This is a genomic window from Microbacterium sp. HD4P20, assembly GCF_019449275.2.
Classification (GTDB): domain Bacteria; phylum Actinomycetota; class Actinomycetes; order Actinomycetales; family Microbacteriaceae; genus Microbacterium.
Genome location: NZ_JAHZQZ020000021.1, coordinates 1 through 19,427 on the forward strand (window position 1 = coordinate 1; position 19,427 = coordinate 19,427).

Below are 19,427 nucleotides of genomic sequence, written 5' to 3' on the forward strand. Positions count from 1 at the left end.
GTGCCCGGGCTGACCGCCCGGGCACCGCGGCCACGGAGCCGAGGAGGCCTCCATGACTGATCAGAGCGCCCTGCAAGGGCAGACGCAGGTCGTCGGCACCGCCGTGCGGCACAGCGGCGAAGGGCCGCTGGACGGTGCGCCGGACGGAGTCCCCGACGACGTCCCGTTCCTGCCGAGCGGACTCGAGCCGCAGCAGCGGCGCGTACGACGTTTCCGCGCCGTGCGGTGGGCGATGCTCGGGTTCATCGCGCCCGCCCTGGTCATCTACCTGCTCATGGTGATCGTGCCCTCTCTGCAGTCGCTGCAGCTGAGCTTCACCAACTGGGACGGCATCAGCCCCGACTACGACTACGTCGGCGGCCGCAACTACGAAGAGATCCTCGCCAGCGGCCGCTTCTGGAACGCGGTCAAGAACACGCTGATCCTGGGTCTGGGCTCGGCCGTCATCGTCAACGCGATCTCGCTGGGCGTCGCCCTCATGCTCGACAAGGTCGGCCGGTGGCAGGGCTTGTTCCGCACGGCCGTGTACCTGCCGTCGCTCGTGAGCGCCTTCATCCTGGCGACCATCTGGAAGTACCTGCTCAACTACAACTTCGGCTCGGTGAACACGTTCCTGCGCGACATCGGGCTGCCCGACTGGGCCCGTGACTGGCTCGGTGACAGCTCGATCGTGGTGTGGGTCATCCTGTTCATCACGTGCTTCACGCTCGGCGGCAACACGACCCTCATCTACCTCGCCAATCTGCAGTCGGTGCCCCAGGACCTCATCGAAGCGGCACGCATCGACGGCGCCAACAGCCGCCAGGTGTTCCGGCACGTCACGTGGCCGATGCTCGCCGGCGCGGTCACGGTGAACATGACCCTGGCCATGATCGCGGGCTGGACGATCTTCGACCAGGTGATGGTGCTGACCGCGGGCGGCCCCGGGTTCGTCAGCGAGACGATGGCGTTCTTCATCTACAAGGTCGGCTTCGGCGAGTACCGCGCCGGGTTCGGCAGCGCCGCGGCGATCGTGCTGTTCCTCGTCGTGATCGTCAGCACCGTGGCGGCCAACGCCTACATGCGCAAGAGGGAGATCCAGGCATGAGCACCCAGACCGAACTGCTCGTCACGTCGCGGGATCGCTCGGCGCGCACCCGCCAGAGGCCGCGCCGCGACCGCAAGCGCAAGAAGCTCACCGCCGGTCAGCTCGCGGTCATGATCGTGCTCGCGGTGCTGGTGCTGATCGTCGCCAGCCCGGTGCTGTACGCCCTGCTGAACTCGTTCCGGTCGTACGCCGAGATCACGATGGACCCGATGGGGCTTCCCACCGAGTTCACCCTCGACAACTACGTCCAGCTGTTCCAGCAGACCGACTACGGCGAGGCGCTGCTGAACACGCTCATCATCACGGTGGCCACGGTCGTGCTGCTGATCGCGATCGTGCCGATGGCGGCGTACGGCATCGAGCGGATCGGCGGGCGCACGTCCCGCTGGATCTACATCCTCTTCATCGCGGGCCTCATGATCCCCTTCCAGGTGCGGATGATCCCGCTCGTGAAGGGCTTCGACGACGTCGGCCTCTACAGCACCCTGACGAGTGTGATCCTGGTACACCTCGGCGGCGCCGCGAGCTTCGGCATTCTGCTGTACTGCAGCTTCATCAAGGGCATCCCCATCGAGGTGGAGGAGGCGGCCTCGATCGACGGCGCCGGCAAGCTGCGCACGTTCTGGTCGATCGTGTTCCCGATGCTGCTGCCGGTCACCTCGGCGTTCGTCATCATCCAGGCGCTGGGGCTGTGGAACGACTTCTTCATCCCCTTGGTCTTCCTCGACTCGTCGTCGGCGGGCACGATCAACGTCGCGATCAACCGCATGGTGGGCCTGCTCACCTCGCAGTGGCAGCTGATCTACACCGGCGCGATCCTGGCGGTCATCCCGTCGGTCGCGATCTTCGCGGCGTTCCAGCGCTACTTCGTCAAGGGCATGTCGGTGGGGGCGGTGAAGGGATGACCGCCGCCCCGACCCCCTCGCGGCCTGCCGGCACGATCGGGCGCCTGCGCTCGGCGCTCGCCCTGGACGGCCCGGTCGCCCGGCTGATGCTGACGGTGTTCCAGCACTTCGTGGTGTCGGTCTCGTTCGCGGGATGCCTCGTGCCCGCGGTGGCGTTCTCGCTGCTGGTCGGGTGGCAGCCCACGCATCTGTCGCTGTGGCTCGGTGCGCTGTCGCTCCTGCCCGTCGTACCGGCGATCTACGCGCTGCTGCGCGGTTCGCGGTACCTGCTCGACGAGCAGGCCGATGCGGGCGCAGGCCGCGAGTTCTGGCGGTCCTTCGCAGGGGGCACGCGCGTGCTGGCGTGGGCCGCGATCGCGTTCAGCGCGCTCGTGCTGGTGCTGGGCTACGACCTCGCCCTGTTCGGGGGCTCCGACGCGATGCTGCTGTTCGCCGCGGCTGCGATGGCGGTCATCCTCATGCTCGCCATCGCGGTGTGCGTGGCCGCGGCGGCACGCGACGGGGCATCGCCAGTGGAGCTGCTCACCATGGCGGCGAAGGCGATCGCGCGGCGCCCGCACGTCGCACTGAGCTGGCTCCTGATGCTGGGCATCGGGGTCGCACTGGCCGCGCTCCCCGTCATCGGTGCGCCGTTCGCCCTGTTCCTTCCCGCCCTCCTGGGCGTCGGCATCCACATCTGCAACGACGCCCTGCGCTTTTCCTGAACCACGAGACGAGACGGACTCCGTGACCGAGATCTCCCACCATACGACCGCCGACCGGCACCCACTCGCCGGGCCGGTGCAGACTGCGCCGACGACCGTGCGCGCCCGCGTCGGGCAATTCGAGCTGACGTGGACCGAGGATTCTCCCGCGGCCCTGCGTTCGGCCTCGACGGCGCACCTCGGCAGCCCCGACATCGGGCTGGTCGAGGTCTTCACGTCGGGCGAGCAGCGCGGCCGCACCAGCCAGGCCTACTGGCGGTCGGCGGTGGGCGAGCGGCTGCGGGTGCGGGCCGGCTGGCCCCGCGTCGTCTCGGATGCCGGCGAGACCCGCGCGGTGATCGTGCAGCACGATCCGCTCAGCGGGATCGAGGTGCGCACGACGCTGACCGCACCGACGGGCACGTCGGCGGTGCGCGTCGAGAACGAGGTGCGCAACACCGGGCGCGAGCCGGTCGTCGTGACGGCGGTGTCGTCGGCCACGATCGGGTTCGGCGTCTCGCAGGCCGATCTGGCCGGCTTCGTGCTGGGCACCGCTCGGAGCGAATGGCTGGCCGAGAACCGCTGGCGTGAGACGTCGGTGCGAGAGCTGCTGCCCGACATCTCGCTCGCACTGCACGGTCAGGACGGCCGCGGACATGTCGCCCTCACGAGCCACGGCGCGTGGTCGAGCGGCGAGCACGTGCCCGCCGGCTACCTCGAGCGGACGACGACGGATGCCGCGGCCGACCCCGCGGCGAACGGCCGCGCCGTCGGGGCCGAGGCACTGGCATGGCAGGTCGAGACCAGCGCGGGCTGGCACGTCGACCTCTGCCAGACCCGGTCCGGCGGGGTTCTGTCGCTGCTGGGCCCCACCGATCTCGAGCACCACTTCGCCGCCGAGCTGCTGCCCGGCGAGACCTTCACCGCCGTGCCGGTCGCGCTCGCGGCATCCGTCCACGGACGCGACGACGCGATCGCACACCTCACGCGCTACCGGCGCTGGCTGCGCGGCGCCGCGCAGGCGCAGGATCTGCCCGTCGTCTACAACGACTTCATGAACACCCTCATGGGCCAGCCGACGACCGAGGCGCTGCTGCCCCTTGTACGGCGGGCGGCCGAGGCGGGCGCCGAGGTGTTCTGCATCGACGCGGGCTGGTTCGCCGACCCCGAGGTCGGCGACTGGTGGTCGACCGTGGGGGAGTGGCGCGAGGCCGCCGCGCGCTTCGAGGGCGGGCTGAGCCGGGTGACCGACGAGATCCGCCGCGCCGGCATGGTTCCCGGTCTCTGGCTCGAGCCAGAGGTCGTCGGCATCGACAGCCCCGCCGCCGCGACACTGCCCGACGAGGCCTTCTTCCAGCGGTTCGGCCGGCGCGTGCACGAGGACCGCCGCTACCACCTCGATCTGCGGCATCCCGCCGCTCGCGCGCATCTCGACGCCACGATCGATCACCTCGTCGAGGCGTACGGCATCGGGTATCTGAAGCTGGACTACAACATCAACCCCGGCGCCGGCACCGAGCGCAACGCGGCCTCGGCAGGCGAGGGACTGCTCGCCCACAGCCGCGCGTTCCGCGACTGGCTGCTGCGCGTGCAGGAGCGGCATCCGTCGCTGCGGATCGAGAACTGCAGCTCGGGCGCCATGCGGGCCGACTACTCCCTGCTCGCCGTGACGCATCTGCAATCCACCAGCGATCAGCAGGACTTCACGCTCTATCCGCCGATCGCCGCGTCCGCGCCGATGTCGATCCTGCCCGAGCAGTGCGGCAACTGGGCGTACCCGGCGCGGACGATGAGCGACGATGAGACGGTGTTCACGCTCGTGACGGGGCTCAGCGGCAGGCTGTACGTGTCGGGCTTCCTCGATGATCTGCGCTCGGAGCAGCGCACGCGGGTGGCCGAGGCGATCGGGCTGCACAAGGCGCTGCGCGGCGACCTCGCGCAGTCCACGCCGTTCTGGCCGCTCGGCCTGCCCGCATGGGACGCCGACCTCGTGTGCCTCGGTCTGCGTGGCCCCGACGACGATCTGATCTTCGTGTGGGATCGGGATGCCGCATCCCGCGTGTTCACGATCCCCGGCGCCGCGGGCGCCGAGGCGATCTTCCCCGTCGGCGACACGGCGTGGGAGTTCTCGCTCGACGGTGACGCTCTGTCGGTCGCCACGCCCGCCGGCATCGGCGCGAGAGTGCTGCGGGTGCCGCGTGGCTGAGCGCGAGGCGATCCGCCCGGGCCGCGTGTTCGTCGACGACCGCGGTCGCACCGCGCAGCTGCACGGCATCGGGCTGCAGCGCGTGGGCGAGCGCTGGCTGGCGTGGGGCGAGGACAAGACGGCGGGCGACCGGTTCACCGCCGTCGCGTGCTACTCGTCGCCCGACCTCGCGCACTGGACGTTCGAGGGCGACGCGCTCGTCGCCGGTGACGGCGACATCGGCCCGGACCGCATCGTCGAGCGTCCCAAGGCGCTGCAGCGTCCGGACGGGACGTGGGTGATGCTGCTGCACATCGACACCGGGGACTACTCGTTCGCGCGCGTCGGCTACGCCGTCGCCGACCGACCCGAGGGCCCGTACACGTACGTCGGCAGCGAACGGCCGCTCGGCAACATCAGCCGCGACATCGGGGTGTTCCAGGAGGACGGCGTCGGCTACCTGCTGTCGGAGGACCGTGACCACGGCCTGCACATCTACCGTCTGCGCGACGACTACCTGGCCGTCGAGTCCGTCGTCGCGACGCTGCGCCAGCAGGCGAACCCGGCGATCGGCTACGAGTCGCCGACGCTCGTGCGCCACGACGGCAGCTACTTCCTGTTCGGGTCGGACCTCACCGGTTGGAGCATGAACGACAACATGTACACGCATGCTCCGTCGCTGTCGGGACCGTGGGCGCCCTGGCGGCCCATCGCACCGGTCGGCACGCGCACGCACGAGTCGCAGGTCAGCGTCGTCGCGCCGGTCGGCGACCATTACGTCTACATCGGCGACCGCTGGACCCCCGACCTCCTCGCCGAGTCGCCGGCGGTCTGGCTGCCGCTGCGGATCGAAGACGGCCGGGTGCGGCTGGAGTGGCGCGACGAGTGGCTCATCGACGAGCTGGGCGCATGAGGGCCGCGCTCGCGATGGCGCCGGCGCTCGTGCCGTTCGTGTTCGGGGAACCAGAGCGCGCGCGGCTGCAGCACCTGGTCGAGATCGACATGACGTTCGCGGCGACCTCGCTGCCAGCGATTCCCGAACCCGCCGGGATCGACCTTCTGATCGCCGGATGGGGCGTGGCCCCGCTCGAACCCGGCGACCTCGACGCGTTCCCTGCTCTGCGTGCCATCGTGCACTGGGGCGGCGGGATCGGCCCGCTCGACGCAGCGGCCTCGAGCCGCGGCATCCGGATCTCGACCGCCCGCGCCGTCAACGCGATCCCGGTCGCGGAGTTCACGCACGCGATGATCACCCTCGCCGCAAAGGACGCGTTCTGGGCGTCGCGGCGGTACAGCGCCGAGCAGAGGTTCATCGATCGCGAGGCGGAGCTGCCGCACACCGGGCTGTACGGCACCACTGTGGGGCTCGTCGGTGCGTCGACGATCGGCACGCTCGTGGCCGAGAGGCTCGCCGGCAGCGACGTGAGCGTGCTGCTTTACGACCCGTACGCGACCGCCGAGACCGCGCGCCGTCTCGGCGCCGAGCTGGTCGGCGATCTCGTCGAACTCGCGCGCCGCAGCGGCATCCTCTCGATCCACGCGCCCGAGATGCCGGCGACGCGGGGCATGATCTCGCGCGACGTGCTCGCGGTGATGCCCGACGGCACGACGCTGATCAACACCGCCCGCGGATCGCTCGTCGACCAGGACGCCCTCGTCGCCGAGCTGCAGCGCGGCCGTCTGCGGGCCGTCCTCGACGTCACCGATCCCGAGGTGCTCGCGCCGGGGCATCCGCTGTACTCCCTGCCCAACGTGTTCCTCACTCCCCACCTCGCCGGCTCGACGGGCAGCGAGCTGCGCCGGCTCGGCCAGGCGGCACTGGCCGAAGTGGAGCGCTTCGTGGCGGGCGAGCCGTTCGCACATCCCGCGCCGTGACCGCTCAGGAGCCCCGATGCCCGTGATCCGCAACCCGATCCTGCGCGGATTCAACCCCGACCCGTCGATCCTGCGCGTGGGCGATGACTACTACCTCGCCACCAGCACCTTCGAGTACCACCCGGCGGTGAGGCTGCACCACTCGACCGACCTCGTGCACTGGAGCACCATCGGCCACGCGCTCGACCTCGACCTGCGCGGCGTGCCCGACTCGGGCGGCGTGTGGGCGCCGAGCCTGTCGTACGCCGACGGCCTGTTCTGGCTCGCGTACTCGGTCGTGCGCACGATGGACGGCGACGACAAAGACATCGACAACCACCTCGTGACCGCGCCGAGCATCACCGGGCCGTGGAGCGAACCGGTGCATCTCGGATCGCGCGGCTTCGACTTCTCCTTCTTCCACGACAGCGACGGCACGCACTGGATCGTCGGAGTGCAGTGGGACCACCGGCCCGAGCATCCTTCGTTCTCGGGGCTCGTGCTCGAGCAGTATCTGCCCCACGAGCGCCGAACCACGGGCGAGGCGACCGTCATCTACCGCGAGGACGGGCTGGTCGAAGGCCCCAACCTCTACCGCGTCGGCGAGTGGTACCACTTGCTCATCGCGGCCGGCGGCACCGGGTGGAACCACGGGATCACCACGGCGCGCTCGCGGCATCTGCTCGGACCCTACGAACGCGACCCGCAGCAGGCGGTGCTGACGACACGCGATGCGCCGGGGCATCCGCTTCAGAAGGCCGGTCATGGCGAGCTCGTCCAGACTCCGGCGGGCGACTGGATGCTCGCTCACCTCGCGAGCAGACCGACGCTGCACCTCGGCGAGCGCTACAGCACGCTCGGCCGCGAGACCTGCTTACAGCGGGTCGAGTTCGACGGCGACGGCTGGCTGCGGCTCGTCGGCGGCGGGCATCACGCGCGGGTCGACGTGCCGCTGGGTGCACCGGATGCGGCATCGGATGCCGGGTCGGATGCCGCATCGGGCGTGCGCGACTGGACCGACGAATTCGACGCCCCGAGTCTCGACTCGCGGCGCTGGTCCACCCTGCGGGCGGCGCTGCCTCGGTCGGTCGCCGACCTCGCGGCACGACCCGGGTGGCTGCGCCTGCGCGGCGGCCACTCGCCAGGGTCGGTCTTCGACCAGTCGATGATCTTGACGCGCGTCGAAGAGCATCGCAGCGAGTTCGAGGTGCTGCTGGATGCCGAGCCGCGCACCGTGCGCGAGGCCGCCGGGCTGATCGCCTGGTACGACCGGTCGGGCTGGATCTGGCTGCAGCTGTGCACCGACGACGAGAACGGGCGCCACGCGCGGATCGTGCGGCGCGACGGCTCAGCGACCGTGCGCTCGTCGCCGATCGCCGTGCCGCCGGGCAGCCTGCGGCTGCGCGCATCGCTGGACGGACCCGCGCTGACGTTCGCCATCGCGCCACCGGAGGGGGAGTGGATGCCGGTGCCCGGCGTGCACCCCGCGTGGACGCTGTCGGACGACCACGGTCCGCGGCTGCGGTTCACCGGGCTGTTCTTCGGGGTGCGTGCCGACGACCTCGACGGCCGCGGCTGGACGGTGGATGTCGGGCGCGCGAGCCTGCGGTCCACGCCCGCCGACGCATCCTGAAACTTCCTCTTGACGGCTCGCCCCGAGAACGCCATCGTTAAGTGGCAAACGCTATCCATCTCTCTCCCCGATCGTTTACCCGCCGTCGATGCCGACGGCGCAGACCCAGAAGAGGATCGATGAAGATCGCACGACGACGCAGGATCCACCCGCTGATCGCGGCCCTCACCGCGGGGGCGCTCACCCTCGCGGGCACGGTGGCACTCACGCCCGCCGCGGCCGCTGAGGAGATCCCCACCCCACCCGAGATCGTCCGCACGGTCAGCGACGCCGGGTTCCAGCATCCCGGAATCGGCTTCACCGCCGACCACCTCGAAAACATGCGGACGCAGGTGCTCGCGGGGGTCGACCCGTGGGCGAGCTACTTCGATGCGATGACGCAGACGCGATACGCGGCGCCGGGATTCCGGGCCGAGCTCGCACAGCCGGGCACCGACACCCCGAAGAACGATGCGTACGCCAGCGCCGGCATGCGCGGGATCGCACATCGCGACAGCCTGGGCGCGATGGCACAGGCGCTCGAATACGTCGTCACCGGTGAGGAGAAGCACCGCGCGAACGCGCTCCACGTGCTGCGCACCTGGAGCAACCTCGACCCGGCGAAGTACGCCTACTTCGGCGACGCGCACATCCACACCGGCGTGCCGCTGTACTACATGCTCATCGCCGCCGAGGTACTGCGCGGCACCGAACCGGTGAGCGCCGAGCTCGACGGGTACGACCTGCGCTGGACCGACGAGGACCAGCAGCGCATGGAGGACAACCTGGTGCGGCCGGTCATGGAGACGTTCCTGTTCTCGCGCAACCGGCTGTGGAACCAGCACCTGTACGGCGTGATCGGCATGGTGGCCGCCGCGATCTTCCTCGACGACGCCGACCTGTACGCCGAGCGCGTCGAGTGGTTCACGGTGAACGCCGGCTACGAAAGCGAGCATGAACTCTACGGCGGTGACGTCAACGGCTCGCTCGCCTCGATCTTCCGAGAGATCCCCGCCGACGACCCGCGCAACACGACGGGCACCTCGTTCGTGCAGCACATGGAGATGCTCCGCGATCAGGCGCACGGCCAGGGCGACGTCGACCTGCTGATCGCGCTCGCCCGGGTCGTCGACAATCAGGGCACGAAGGTCGATCCCGTCGACGGCACCGTGTCGGACGCGGCGGACGCCGTCTCGCCGTACCGCTTCCTCGACAACCGCATCCTCGACGGTGCCGACACCTTCTACGCCTTCATGATGGGCCAGGAGATCCCCTACGTCGCGGCGAACGAGGGCGGCTCGATCTCGCAGGCCTACCGCGGCCGGCTGCAGGATCCGCTCAGCGAGCTGTACCTGCAGTACCGCTACGTGGCCGGGGTCGACGTCGAGGCCGAGGCGCCGCACGTCGCACAGCTTTACGAGGACCGCGACGGGCCGCTGTATCGCTACGGCACCGGCATCCAGAACTTCTGGAACGACCGTGGGTCCGACTTCACCGGCGCGGAGTACTGGGTCGCGTTTCCCGAGGAGCTCGCCGAAGTCGAGGGATCGGTCGCGCCTCTCGCCGAGAGCGCCGAGCTCGCGGTCGGCACGTTCGGCACGCCGCTGGGCGACGGGGCGACGCGCGATGCGGACGGCGACACGGAGTTCATCCGCCTCGACGCCGCCGCGGACGACGCGTGGCTCGCGGTGCGTCGCGCCGTCTGGGCGGACCGCAGCAAGACCTCGCTCGTCGGCGTGAAGGTCCGAAGCGACGGGGTCGCACGCCTGGAGGTCGCCCGCACGTCCGTCGACGCGCCGTTCGCCGAGATCGTCGTGCCCGACACCGGCGGCCAGTGGCGCTACGTGTGGCTCGATCTGCACCTCGACAAGACACCGGGGGCTGTGGGCGACAACATCCTGTTTCTGCGGGCGACCGGCTCCGGCGCGCACGTGGACGTCGCGGCGGTCCTCGCGCAGGCAAACGGCGTGCTGACGCCGCCGACCTTCGCCGACGCGCCCGCGGTGGATGCCGTGCTGGTGGCAGGCGAGCCGTGGACGCGCGAATTCACGACGACGGATGCCGCGGGCTCGGTGCAACTGGAACTCCAGAACGCGCCCTCCGGCGCCGAGCTGTCAGGCTCCGAGGTGCGATGGACGCCGTCGAAGCCGGGCAGGCACGAGCTGCTCGCCGTCGCATCCGACGGCACGACGGTCACCGCGCTCCCAGTCACGGTCACTGTGGCCCGGACTCGCGCCGCCGCGATCGGCACGCTGCAGGACCGCATCGAGGGCGAACGCGAGAGCTACACCACCGCCAGCTGGGATCGTGTGAGCCGGCTCCGCACCGAGATCAAGAAGGCGCGTTCCACCGCCGACGCCGCGGAGTTCGCCGACCTCCTCGCCCAGTTGGGCGCGGCGATCGCCGCGCTCCAGCCGCTCACACCGCTCCTGCCGGACGGCTCGCTCGACTTCACCGAGATCGTCAGCGCCCAAGGGCTCAGCACGGCGCAGCTGCGGGCGATCGCCGACGGCGACAACCAGACGCACTGGGGCGACCAGCGCGTGAACAGCGTCGTGTTCGACTTCGGCCCCGGCTTCCGCGTCAGCGCCGACGCCTTCGGATTCCAGGCTCGCGACACGTTCTCCAACCGCTCCGCGGGCACGAACGTGTACGGGTCGGACGACCTGGCGACGTGGACGCTCCTCACCGAGCGCCCGAACGCCGGCGAGGATGCCGAGATCGAGTGGGTGGCCACGCGGGACGAGACGCGCGACCAGCGCTTCCGCTTCCTGAAGCTCCAGGTCGACGAGCCGGGCGTGCCGTCGGATCCGGCGTTCCCGGGCATCTGGTGCCTGGCCGACTTCCGGATCGACGGCGTGCGCACCGAGGCAGTGGGCGCCATGGACACCGTCGTGATGTCGTCGCCCGACGCCGTCGCGGGCCGGGTCGTGGCCGGCGACGCGGTCGAGCTGCGGATGACGGGACCCGCCGAGAACAGCGCGGTCACAGTGACCGTGCTCGGCGAGCCGGCGCAGGTGAGCTCGCCGGCGCCCGGAGAGTGGGTCGCGACAGCCGTCGTGCCCGAGAGCGCACCGGCCGGTGGCGGCGTCGGATTCGCGGTCACGTTCACGACCCCCGAGGGGAGGCCGGCCGACCCCATCGCGGCGACGACGGACGGCTCGAGGCTGTTCCTGTCCACCGATGCGGGGCTCGTCGACGACGCATTCCGCGCCGCGCAGGTGCTGCGCCCGGACGGAGTCATCGACAATGCCTGGACGCAGTACACGGTGAAGATGTTCGACGGCGACCCCGCGAGCCACTCCGACACGCGTCTGAACGCGGGCGTCTACGGCAACGTATGGGATTTCGGTGCCGGCACGGAGGTATCGCTGACCGGCGCCGAGATCCTGGTGCGCCAGGACGGGTACGGCACGTCGCGCATCGCCGACATGCGCCTGGAAGGCTCGGACGACATGCAGACCTGGACCCGGCTCACTCCGGCCCCACCGGCCAAGACGCTCGAGTGGCAGCGCTGGGTGGTCGCCGGCGACGGTGCCTACCGATACGTCCGGCTGGTCAACGGTCAGATCCTCAATGTCGCCGAGCTGCACGTGTTCGGCGCGGTGCTCACCGGCTGAAATTTTTCGTGCATGATTTGAGACTTGAGACTCCGAGTACATAGAGTGAGTCCGCGCACGCCGGGGGGATCCGTGCGCGCCGATCGCTGGCACTTCGGGAGTCCGGCGGCCAAGAGTGGTGCCGGGCTCTGGGGGCTCGGCACCACGACATCTCTTGGCTGTGGGAGGGATAATCGAGAGGTGCAGCAACAAGCGCCCCGCGCCCGCCGGCCGGCAGGTGAAACCCGAGCGCTCATGCTCGAGGTGGCGGTCGAGCGCGTCCAGGCCGAGGGCCTGCTGCTGGGCTACGAGAACATCGAGCTGGAAGACCTGATCCGCGTCGCCGGCGTTCCGCGCTCCACGGTCTTCCGCATCTGGCCCGATCGCGCGGCCTTCGTCGCCGACCTCCTGCGCGCCCTCTTCGAGGCGGATCCGAACTTCGGATCGGGTTTCGACCAACAGACGCTGTCACTCCTCGACGAGGTCATCGCCGCGAACGCCGACGCGATGCGTACTGTCGAAGGCCGGCAGATCGCTCTTCGCGAGGCAATCCGGGCCACGGTCGCCCACAACATGTTCACGGTCGAGACCACGCCGGCCTGGCGCGTCTACCGGACGTTGTCGGCGGCACTCGCGAGCGGCGATGCCGTCCCGGGCGGCGAGAACATCCGCGTGCAGCTCGAAGAGATCGTCGACCGGTACGTCGTGCGCATGGCCGAGGCCTATCGAGAGCTCAATACGGTCTTCGGTCTGCGCATGCGCGAGGGGCTCAGCGAACGAGATCTCGCCGTCGCCATCGTCGCCGTGATCGACGGCATAGGCGACCACCGGCGCATCAGCCCCGCGCTGATCGGCAGTTCGCGCAACGTCGCCGTCGGACCAGAGGGTGCTCGGGAGTGGCACCTCGCCGCCATCGCCGTCTATGGCGTGTATACCGCGTTCACCGAGAACGTTCCCGTCTAAGCAGCAGGGCGTGCTCCAGTCGAGCGACTCGATGCAGCGCAGCCGCACACCCTCTCGCAGGGCCCGCGGCGACATTTCCAGCACTGGCGCTTGACTTCCGCGCCGCCGACGGTTCATAATCTTGCCAGTTCGATAAATCGATTTATCACAAGGAAGTGACGAAATGGCACGGGCGCGTATCTCCGATGTGGCCGCCGCGGCGGGCGTGTCGGTGACGACGGTCTCGCTCGTCATGAACGATGTCGAGTCCCGCATCTCGGAAGAGACGCGGGAGCGCGTCCGCGCGGCCGCGCGCGCGATCGGTTACGCGCCGAGTTCGGTCGCCCGAGGTCTGCGCACGCAGCAGACTCGTACCGTCGGCCTCATCTCCGACGAGATCGCGACGACGCCCTTCGCAGGCGACATGCTGGCGGGAGCACAGGATGCCGCGCGCGAGAGCGGCTACCTGGTCTTCTTGATCGACACCGGCCGTGACCGCGCGATCGAAGCCGATGCGATCCGCGCTCTCGTGGCACAACAGGTCGACGCCCTCATCTACGCGTGCATGTGGCACCAGGTGGTTCCCGCCCCGGCAGACTTGCCGGCTGGGACCGTCTTCCTCGACTGCCGGCCCGCCAACGGCGGATTTCGATCCGTCGTCCCCGACGATCGCGCCGGCGGCGCGGCCGCCGTGCGCGAACTGGTCGCCGCCGGCCACCGACGCATCGCCTATCTCGACACCGACGATGCGCCGATCGCCTCGGAGCTGCGCCGTCAGGGCTATGTCGAAGTACTCACCGACGCGGGAATCCCCATCGATCCGGCGCTCCACGTGCACGGGGAGACGACCGCCCGCGGTGGACGCGCCGCCGCCGAACAGCTGCTCGACCTGCCCGAAGAGCAGCGTCCGACCGCGATCTTCTGCTTCAACGACCGCATGGCCGTCGGCGTGTACACCGCGGCCCACCACCGCGCTCTCGAGATTCCCCGAGACCTCTCGGTCGTCGGCTACGACGATCAGCAGCTGGTCGCCGCGGAGCAAGACCCCCCACTGACCACCATCGCGCTGCCCCACTACGACATGGGGCGCTGGGCGATGGAGGTCGCGCTCGGCGTCCGCGCAGAAGGGGATGAGGACGCCACGCACCTGATGGAGTGTCCCGTCATCCGACGAGACTCCGTGGGCCCGCCGCCGGCGCAAGTCGCCAAACCGAACCGGCGACGGGCTTCACACAACACCGAACGGCCGCAGCCTGCGGCCTCCGATCGATGACCCACGCGGGCGTGGATCACCAAGAAAAGGAAACCACAATGAAGAACCGAAAGGCGTCGATCTTCGCATCGGCCGGGCTGATCGGGGCGCTCGCCCTGACCGGCTGCGGACAGGCCGGACAGGGCGGCGGGACGACCGAGGACGGTCGGACGCAGCTGACGATGTGGACCCACTCCGCCGGCAACCCGGCCGAGCTGGAGGTCTACGAGCGGATCATCTCGGACTTCAACGACTCGCAGGAGCAGTACGAGGTCGTTCACGAGTCTTTCCCCCAGGGCGCCTACAACGACGCGATCGTCGCGGCCGCGGCATCCGGCGATCTGCCCTGCCTTCTCGATCTCGACGGCCCGATCATGCCGAACTGGGCCTGGGCAGGCTACCTTCAGCCGCTCGACCTGCCGGCCGAGCTCACCGACTCGCTGCTTCCGACAGCGGTCGGCGTGTGGGACGACGAGATCTACTCTGCTGGGTACTGGGATGCCGCGCTGTCGATCTTCGCGCGCGAGTCCGTGCTCACGGCCAACGGCATCCGGATTCCGACCGTCGAGGAGCCCTGGACCGCGAACGAGTTCACCGAGGTGCTCGCGACCCTGAAGGCGGCCGGATACGAGACTCCCATCGACATCGGCGCCGAAGACACCGGCGAGTGGTGGCCATACGCGTACTCGCCGTTCCTGCAGAGCTTCGGGGCAGACCTGATCGACCGTTCCACCATGCTCAGCGCCGACGGCGTGCTCAACGGACCGGAGGCCGTGGCGTGGGGTGAGTGGTTCGGCGGATTGTTCGCCGACGGCTATGCGGGCAACGCCGGCACCGTCGGAAACCAGGAGTTCGTCGACGACGAGGTCGCCCTCAGCTACACCGGCGTGTGGAACGCGGTCTCGGCACTCGACGCGGTGGGCGACGACCTGCTGATCCTGCCCCCGCCGGACCTCGGAACCGGACCGAAGATCGGTGGCGGATCGTGGCAGTGGGCGATCTCGTCGAACTGCAACGACGCCGACGGAGCGCGCGACTATCTGGAGTTCAGCTTCCAGGACGAGTACATCACCGAGTTCGCCGACAAGCAGGTCGTGATCCCCGCGACCGAGGCGGCGGCCGAAGCCTCGGAGTACTTCGGGGCGGACGGCGCACTGCGGGCCTTCGTCGAGCTCTCGCAGGAGTACGCCGTGCTGCGCCCGGAGACCCCCGCGTACGCAGTCATCTCGAGCACCTTCGAGACCGCCGCGAAAGACATCATGAACGGCGCCGACGTCCAGGAGACCCTTGATCGAGCCGTCTCCGAGATCGACGCCAACATCGCCTCGAACGACGGCTACGGCTTCGAGTGAAGCCGCTGCGCCGGCGCGGGCATCTCGCCCCCGCCGGCGCACCGACAGAGAGATCTGACATGACTGTCACACCGCCGACGGTCGCCGCTGAGCAGCCGCGCCGCACCGTCCGTCGATTCCGCTCCATCAAGGGACGAGAGACCTGGGCCGGGCTCGGAATGATCGCCCCCGCGGGCATCCTCCTGGTCCTGTTCCTCATCGTCCCCGTGATCCTCGCCTTCACGCTGTCGTTCACCAACGCGCGGCTCATCTCGCCCAACCCGCCGCGTTTCGTCGGGTTCGACAACTTCATCCGCGCCTTCGCGGCTGATCCGGTGTTCGTGCAGTCGGTCGGCAACACCGCCCTCTTCGCGCTCGTCGTGGTTCCCGTGCAGGCCGCCCTCGGCCTGCTGCTCGCGGTGCTCGTGAACCGCCGCATGCGGGGAGTCACCGCCTTCCGCGTGATCTTCTTCATCCCGGTCGTCACGTCGATCGTCGTCGTGTCGATCCTGTGGAAGTTCATGTATCAGAAGGACGGGCTGATCAACTCGATGATCGATGCGCTCACCTTCGGCGCGTGGTCGGGCGTGGACTGGCTCAATGATCCGCAGACCGCCCTCGGCGCGATCATCGTCCTGTCGATCTGGCAAGCCGTCGGCTTCCACATGATCATCTGGCTCTCGGGTCTCCAGACCATTCCCGAAGAGCTTTACGAGGCCGCCAAAATGGACGGCGCGAGCCCGTGGCGACAGTTCACCAACGTCACCTGGCCGGGTCTGCGGCCGACGATGGTCTTCGTTCTCGTCACGATCACCATCGCGGCGCTCGGACTGTTCGTCCAAATCGATGTCATGACGCAGGGCGGTCCCCTCAACTCGACGTCGACGATCGTGTACTACGCCGTGAGAAAGGGATACGAGCAGCAGGAGATCGGCTACGCCGCCGCGATCTCGCTCATCTTCTTCGTGGCAGTGCTGATCATCGCGCTGATCCAGCGTCGCCTCACGCGAGAGAAGGACTGAGCCATGACCGCCACAGAAACCCTCACCACGGGCTCGGCGACTCCGCGCCGTTCCGAGCGTCGAGTCGTCGAAGCGAGTGCGAAATCGCATCGCCGACGCGGGAAGGTGCTCCTGTACATCGCGATGTCGCTGTTCGGGCTCGTCTTCCTGTTCCCGCTCGTGTTCATGTTCGTCTCGAGCCTCAAGCCGGATGCCCAGATTCTGCAGGACATCGATTCGCCGATGGCGTTCCTGCCGGTCGGCGACATCAGCCTCGATAACTACTTCGGTGTCTTCGACCGCGTGCCCGTCGCGCAGTTCCTGTTCAACTCGGTGCTCGTGACGGTCCTGACGGTCGGGCTCGGGCTCGTCGTGAACTCGATGGCCGGCTTCGCCCTGTCGAGGCTGCAGTGGAGGGGCCGCTTCGTCGTGCTTGCGGTCGTCATCGCCACGCTGATCGTGCCGTTCGAGACGATCGCCGTTCCGATGGTCTACTGGGTGGCCCAGCTGCCGACCCTCGTGATCGAGGGCGGGATGGTGAAGTACGACTTCGGCTGGCTGAACACGTACGAGGTCCAGATCGTGCCGTTCATCGCGAACGCGTTCTCGATCTTCCTGTTCACGCAGTACTTCTCGACGATCCCCAAGTCGCTCGATGAGGCGGCGCGGATCGACGGCGCGAGCTGGTTCACGATCTACCGCCGCATTCTCGTGCCGCTCTCCGGTCCGGCATTCGCGACCGTCGCGATCCTGACCTTCCTGCCGGCGTGGAATCAGTACCTGTGGCCGCTCATGGTCGTGCAGAAGGAAGAGCTGCGCCCGGTCATGGTGGGGATGCAGTACTTCTTCCAGCTCAACACCGCCTGGGGAGAGGTCATGGCGTACACCTCCCTGATCACCCTGCCCGTGCTCATCGTGTTCCTGATCTTCCAGCGCGCGTTCGTCAGCAGCATCGCCGCGAGCGGAGTCAAAGGATGATCGGGAACGAGGGCGCGCGCGTCGTGGTGATCGGCGAAGCGCTCATGGATGTCGTGCACCGCACCTCGGGGGACGTCGACGAGGCACCCGGCGGCAGCCCCGCCAACGTCGCACTGACACTCGGCCGTCTCGGACGAACGCCGACACTCGTGACCCGACTCGGCGACGACGATCGCGGGCGGCGCATTCGCAGATGGCTCGAGCACTCCGGTGTCTCCGCCGCCGTCGTCGATGCGCGACGCACGTCCACGGCGATCGCGCACCTCGACGCCCAGGGAGCCGCCCGGTACGAGTTCGACCTCGACTGGGATCTCGACGACTGCGCGAGCAGCGTCGTCGCAACGGCCGACCTCGTCCACGTCGGCTCCGTCGCGGCGGTCCTCGATCCTGGCGCGTCCCGCGTCGCGGGGCTCGTCCGGGCCGCGCGCGAGCACGCGACGATCACCTTCGATCCCAATATCCGCCCGGCCCTGATCGACGACCCCGAGACGGTACGCGCCCGGGTAGCCGAGCTCGTCGCGCTCGCCGACGTGGTCAAGGCCAGTGACGACGACCTCAGCTGGTTGCACCCCGGCCGGGATATTCACGACGTGGCGCGGGAGTGGCAGGCGCTCGGCCCCGTGCTCGTCGTCGTCACCCTCGGCGCAGACGGCGCGGTCGCGGTGACCGCCGACTCCCGGATCCGCATCCCGGCCGTGCGCAGCACCGTGGTCGACACCGTGGGCGCCGGCGACACCTTCATGGGTGCGCTCATCGACGGACTCGCCGCGCACGGCGGCGCAGGTGCGGCGGTGCGCAGACCGGGTCATGGCATCCGTCCCGAGGCGCTCGAAGAGATCCTGCGGCGTGCGGCCCAGGCGGCCGCGATCACGGTGTCGCGACCAGGAGCCGACCCGCCCCGACTCGCCGAGCTCACCGCCCTCGTCGCCTGACCGCGCGCTGCGGGCAGCCCACCCTCGCTCCGACCCACCGGTCGGCGCGCAACGACCGGCGCCACGCCGAAGACACGAAGGATCACACGATGTTCGACCTCCCCGGCTCTTGGGTGTGGGACTACTGGTTCGCCGACGACGGCGAGCGGTACCACCTCTACTTCCTCTACGCCTCCCGCGCGCTGCACGACCCCGACGCACGTCACTACCGCGCCTCGATCGGGCACGCCGTGTCGACCGACCTCGTCGAGTGGACGCAGGTCGCCGACGCGCTCGTGCGCAGCGATGCCCCGGCGTTCGACGACCTCGCGACCTGGACCGGCTCGGTCGTGCGGCACCCCGATGGCACGTGGTTCCTGTTCTATACGGGGGCGACCGCCGCGCCCGAGGACAAGAACATCCAGCGCATCGGCTACGCCACGTCCGCCGACGGCGAGCACTGGATCAAGGCGGGCGGTCCTGTGCTGGAAGCGCGCGGACCCTGGTACGAGACGCTCGACAGCGGTGCCTGGCACGACGAGGCCTTCCGCGACCCGTGGGTCTTCGCCGACCCGGAGGGCGACGGCTGGCACATGCTCATCACCGCTCGCGCGCCACGGGGCCCGGTCGCCGGGCGCGGCGTGATCGGCCACGCGTGGTCGTCCGACCTCAGGACGTGGGAGCTGCGCGAACCCCTCACCGCACCCAGTCCTGAAGGATTCGGCCAGCTCGAGGTCGTGCAGGTCGAAGTCGTCGATGGGCGCCCGGTGCTGATCTTCTCGTGCCTCGGCGATCACGCCACCGTTGCCCGCCAGTCTCAGTCCGGGGGAACGTGGGCAGTGCCGGCCGAGAGCCTGCTCGGCCCGTTCGACGTGGATGCCGCCTACCCGCTCACCGACGAGCGTCTCTACGTCGGAAGACTGCTGCAGCGTCGCTCGGACGGCCAGTGGCTGCTCTTCGCCTTCCGCAATCTCGACGCGGACGGGAAGTTCATCGGCGGCATCACCGACCCGATGCCGGTCGGGTGGGACGGCGACCGCCTCGTCGTCCGCGATGAGACCCGCGCCGCCGTCAGCTAGCCCGGCAC

The 19,427-nt window shown here is 69.4% G+C and carries 15 protein-coding genes; all 15 read left to right on the top strand.

The window, feature by feature from the left end:
* The first annotated feature begins 52 nt into the window (after positions 1 to 52).
* A complete protein-coding gene (locus K0817_RS16455) occupies positions 53 to 1,087 on the top strand; it encodes a carbohydrate ABC transporter permease (RefSeq protein ID WP_219982753.1) in 1,035 nt (344 codons plus the stop codon).
* Complete coding sequence (locus K0817_RS16460; protein ID WP_253735453.1) at positions 1,084 to 1,992, top strand: carbohydrate ABC transporter permease; 909 nt, start codon at positions 1,084 to 1,086, stop codon at positions 1,990 to 1,992. The genes K0817_RS16455 and K0817_RS16460 overlap by 4 nt, the downstream gene beginning before the upstream one ends.
* Positions 1,989 to 2,696, top strand: coding sequence for a hypothetical protein (locus K0817_RS16465; RefSeq protein ID WP_219982754.1), 708 nt, complete (start codon positions 1,989 to 1,991; stop codon positions 2,694 to 2,696). The genes K0817_RS16460 and K0817_RS16465 overlap by 4 nt, the downstream gene beginning before the upstream one ends.
* A gap of 22 nt (positions 2,697 to 2,718) precedes the next feature.
* Entirely contained in the window at positions 2,719 to 4,881 is a 2,163-nt protein-coding gene (locus tag K0817_RS18740; RefSeq protein ID WP_253735454.1) for a glycoside hydrolase family 36 protein, read from the top strand.
* Entirely contained in the window at positions 4,874 to 5,773 is a 900-nt protein-coding gene (locus K0817_RS16475; RefSeq protein ID WP_219982755.1) for a family 43 glycosylhydrolase, read from the top strand. The genes K0817_RS18740 and K0817_RS16475 overlap by 8 nt, the downstream gene beginning before the upstream one ends.
* On the top strand, positions 5,770 to 6,735 hold the full coding sequence (locus K0817_RS16480; protein ID WP_219982756.1) for a hydroxyacid dehydrogenase: 966 nt from the start codon (positions 5,770 to 5,772) through the stop codon (positions 6,733 to 6,735). Before K0817_RS16475 ends, K0817_RS16480 begins: the two co-directional genes overlap by 4 nt.
* 16 nt (positions 6,736 to 6,751) lie before the next feature.
* The gene (locus tag K0817_RS16485; protein ID WP_219982757.1) at positions 6,752 to 8,347 is read left to right on the top strand and encodes a glycoside hydrolase family 43 protein; all 1,596 of its coding nucleotides are present in this window, start codon (positions 6,752 to 6,754) and stop codon (positions 8,345 to 8,347) included.
* A 119-nt stretch (positions 8,348 to 8,466) separates the two neighbouring features.
* Positions 8,467 to 11,946 (top strand): hypothetical protein, encoded by a 3,480-nt coding sequence (locus K0817_RS16490; RefSeq protein WP_219982758.1) that lies wholly within the window; start codon positions 8,467 to 8,469, stop codon positions 11,944 to 11,946.
* A 234-nt stretch (positions 11,947 to 12,180) separates the two neighbouring features.
* Entirely contained in the window at positions 12,181 to 12,888 is a 708-nt protein-coding gene (locus tag K0817_RS16495; protein WP_219982759.1) for a hypothetical protein, read from the top strand.
* 163 nt (positions 12,889 to 13,051) lie between these two features.
* On the top strand, positions 13,052 to 14,140 hold the full coding sequence (locus K0817_RS16500) for a LacI family DNA-binding transcriptional regulator (RefSeq protein ID WP_219982760.1): 1,089 nt from the start codon (positions 13,052 to 13,054) through the stop codon (positions 14,138 to 14,140).
* Positions 14,141 to 14,178: 38 nt separating this feature from the next.
* Positions 14,179 to 15,471 carry an extracellular solute-binding protein gene (locus K0817_RS16505; protein ID WP_219982761.1) on the top strand — a complete coding sequence of 431 codons (1,293 nt, stop codon included), beginning with the start codon at positions 14,179 to 14,181 and terminating at the stop codon, positions 15,469 to 15,471.
* Between the two features lie 59 nt (positions 15,472 to 15,530).
* Positions 15,531 to 16,472 carry a carbohydrate ABC transporter permease gene (locus tag K0817_RS16510; RefSeq protein WP_219982762.1) on the top strand — a complete coding sequence of 314 codons (942 nt, stop codon included), beginning with the start codon at positions 15,531 to 15,533 and terminating at the stop codon, positions 16,470 to 16,472.
* Positions 16,473 to 16,475: 3 nt separating this feature from the next.
* Entirely contained in the window at positions 16,476 to 17,429 is a 954-nt protein-coding gene (locus K0817_RS16515; protein ID WP_374209559.1) for a carbohydrate ABC transporter permease, read from the top strand.
* Entirely contained in the window at positions 17,426 to 18,361 is a 936-nt protein-coding gene (locus tag K0817_RS16520) for a carbohydrate kinase (protein ID WP_219982763.1), read from the top strand. The genes K0817_RS16515 and K0817_RS16520 overlap by 4 nt, the downstream gene beginning before the upstream one ends.
* 89 nt (positions 18,362 to 18,450) lie before the next feature.
* On the top strand, positions 18,451 to 19,419 hold the full coding sequence (locus K0817_RS16525) for a family 43 glycosylhydrolase (RefSeq protein ID WP_219982764.1): 969 nt from the start codon (positions 18,451 to 18,453) through the stop codon (positions 19,417 to 19,419).
* Positions 19,420 to 19,427 lie beyond the last annotated feature (8 nt).